The 3,183-nt window shown below is 69.2% G+C and carries 2 protein-coding genes; both read left to right on the top strand.

What is annotated here, in order from left to right; translation table 11 throughout:
• Positions 1–624: phosphopantetheine-binding protein (locus AB0E07_RS39765; protein WP_362263354.1), on the top strand; the 624-nt coding region annotated here is incomplete at its 5' end.
• 40 nt (positions 625–664) lie between these two features.
• A partial coding sequence (locus AB0E07_RS39770; protein ID WP_362263357.1) for a type I polyketide synthase occupies positions 665–3,183 on the top strand: 2,519 nt, incomplete at its 3' end.

Here is a 3,183-nt window from a genome sequence, read left to right on the forward strand (position 1 = left end):
TTGGCGGCGGGTGGTGGGTTGCCGGGGTTGTTGCGGGGGTTGGTGCGTGGTCCGGTGGTGTCGCGTCGGGTGGTGGCGTCGGCGGAGGTGGGTGGGGGTTCTGGTGGTCTTGAGGTGCGGCTTGCGGGGTTGAGTGAGCCGGAGCGTGAGCGTGTGTTGCTGGACTTGGTTCGGTCGCATGTCGCGGTGGTGTTGGGGCATGCGGAGGCGGGTTCTGTTGATGCGGAGCGGCCGTTCAAGGATCTGGGGTTTGATTCGCTGACGGCGGTGGAGCTGCGTAACCGGCTCAACGCGGCGACCGGGATGCGACTCCCGGCGACACTGGTCTTCGACCACCCGACCCCCATCGCACTCACCCACCACATCCGCTCCCAGCTCCTCCTCCCGGACACACCGGACGCGGCACCCAAGCTCGCGGCCGAGTTGGAGCGGCTGGAACGGGTCATCGCCGGGGCCAGCGGGGACGACGTGGTCAGCCACCGCATCACCGACCGCCTACGGGCGCTGCTCACGACCCTGGAGCGCGTAACCCCGGCAGGGGATGCCGACGGCGACGATGACATCGACGACGCCACGGACGACGAACTGTTCGACCTCCTCGACAGCGAGTTGGGGACTTCGTGAACCGGCCCATCTCACTCGGTATGTCGACGGGAGACCTCCCATGAACAACGAGCAGAAGCTCCGGGACTATCTGAAGCGGGCCACTGCCGATCTCCGCCAAGCACGTCGCCGGATCAAGCAGTTGGAGGAGCAGGCCCCTGTAGCGATCGTCGGAATGGCCTGTCGCTTTCCCGGAGGAGTCGCCTCACCGGAGGACCTCTGGCGGTTGGTGCTGGCCGGCGAGGATGCCATCGGCTCCTTCCCGCGTGACCGCGACTGGGACCTGGACGGCCTCTACGATCCTGACCCCGAGGCCGAGGGCAAGACGTACGTCAAGGGTGGTGGATTCCTCGACGCCGCAGGCGACTTCGACGCCGAGCTGTTCGAAATCTCACCCCGTGAGGCGCTGGCGATGGATCCGCAGCAGCGCCTGCTCCTCGAAGCGTCCTGGGAGGCCGTCGAACGTGCCGGTATCGATCCCCACTCGCTGCGCTCCACGCCGACGGGAGTGTTCACCGGAGCGCCGTCCTCGGAGTACGTGTCCCGGCTGAAGAGTGTCCCGGACGGCCTTGAGGGCTACATCAGCATCGGGAACGCCGCCAGCGTGGCATCCGGCCGAGTCGCCTACACCCTGGGGCTGGAAGGCCCCGCTGTCTCCGTGGACACGGCCTGCTCGTCCTCACTGGTCGCGCTCCACCTGGCGATCCGGGCGCTGGGCCGAGGCGAGTGCACGCTCGCCCTCGCCGGTGGCGTGACCGTCATGCCGACGCCGGCGACCTTCATAGAGTTCGGCCGTCAGCGTGGCCTCGCGGAGGACGGCCGCTGCAAGGCGTTCGCGGGCGCCGCCGACGGCTTCGGCCCGGCGGAGGGAGTGGGTGTTCTCGTCGTCGAGCGTCTCCCGGACGCACTCCGTAACGGCCACCCGGTCCTCGCGGTCATTCGCGGCTCGGCCGTCAACCAGGACGGCGCGTCCAACGGCCTCACCGCACCCAACGGTCCGTCCCAACAACGGGTCATCAGGCAGGCGCTGGCCGGCGCCGGGCTCACGACCAATGACGTGGACGCCGTGGAAGCTCACGGCACGGGCACCACCCTGGGCGACCCGATCGAGGCGCAGGCGTTGCTCGCGACCTACGGCCGGGAGCGTTCCGCCGATCAGCCGCTGTGGCTCGGCTCGATCAAGTCCAACATCGGCCACACGCAGGCCGCCGCCGGAGTGGCGGGTGTCATCAAGATGGTGATGGCGATGCGTGCGGGAATCCTGCCCAAGACGCTGCACGTGGACGAGCCCACACCGCACGTGGACTGGACGGCGGGCGACGTGCGCCTGCTCACCGAACCCCGCGCATGGCACACGCCCGACAACCGGCCGCGCCGAGCCGCCGTCTCCTCGTTCGGCATCTCCGGCACGAACGCGCACACCATCCTGGAGCAAGCCCCCACACTCTCCGCACCGACCGCGACGGAAGCCGTCCCGGGCGACAGCGGCCTGAGCGGTTCACCTGTCATCCCCTGGCTGCTCTCCGCTCGAACGGCCGATGCGCTTGCCGCACAGGCGGGCCGCCTGGCCGACGCCGTGCCCGACTGCGCTCCCACCGACACGGGCTGGAGCCTGCTCACCAGCCGAGCCGCGCTCAACCATCGTGCGGTGGCGTGGGGTTCAGCCACCGATGACCTGGTCAAGTCCCTCCGCTCCCTGGCTTCCGGCGGGGTCGCCTCCAGCTTCGTCACAGGAACAACGGGAACGGCGGGCAGCGCCCGTGAGCCGGTGTTGGTGTTTCCGGGGCAGGGGTCGCAGTGGGTGGGGATGGGGCGGGGGTTGTTGGTGTCCTCGCCGGTGTTCGCGGCGCGGATCGGTGAGTGTGAGGCGGCGCTGGGGCCGTTCGTGGACTGGTCGTTGACCGACGTACTGCGGGATGACGACGACTCTTGGCTTGAGCGTGTTGATGTGGTCCAGCCCGTGTTGTGGGCGGTGATGGTGTCGCTGGCTGCGGTGTGGGAGTCCCTCGGGGTGGAGCCAGCAGCAGTCATCGGTCATTCGCAGGGTGAGATTGCGGCTGCGGCGGTGGTGGGTGCGCTGAGCCTGGAGGACGCGGCGAGGGTTGTCGCGCTGCGGTCGGCGGCCGTTCGGGAGCAACTGGCCTGCCTTGGTGGCATGTTGTCCCTGGCGACGGGTCCGGGGCGGGCTGCGGAGTGGGTCGGGCCGTACGGGGATCGGGTGTCGGTCGCGGTGTTCAACGGTCCGGACGCCACGGTGGTCGCCGGTGATCCTGAAGCCCTGGACGAGATTGCGGCGGTGGCCGAGGCGGCCGGTGTGCGGGCGCGTAGGGTTCCGGTGGACTACGCGTCGCACTCCGCGCAGGTGGAGGACGTACGCGAGCACCTCCTCGACGTCCTCGCCCCCGTCCAGCCGCGCGCTTCCCGCGTCCCGTTGATCTCGACGGTGACCGGTGCACCGTTGGACACCACGACGATGGACGCCACCTACTGGTACGAGGGTCTGCGTCGGCCGGTGCGCTTCACCGACGCAATCCAAGTCGTTCTGGGACAAGGCCATTCCCGTCTGATCGAAGTCAGTGC

The sequence above is a fragment of the Streptomyces sp. NPDC048002 genome, assembly GCF_040653275.1.
Lineage (GTDB): Bacteria > Actinomycetota > Actinomycetes > Streptomycetales > Streptomycetaceae > Streptomyces.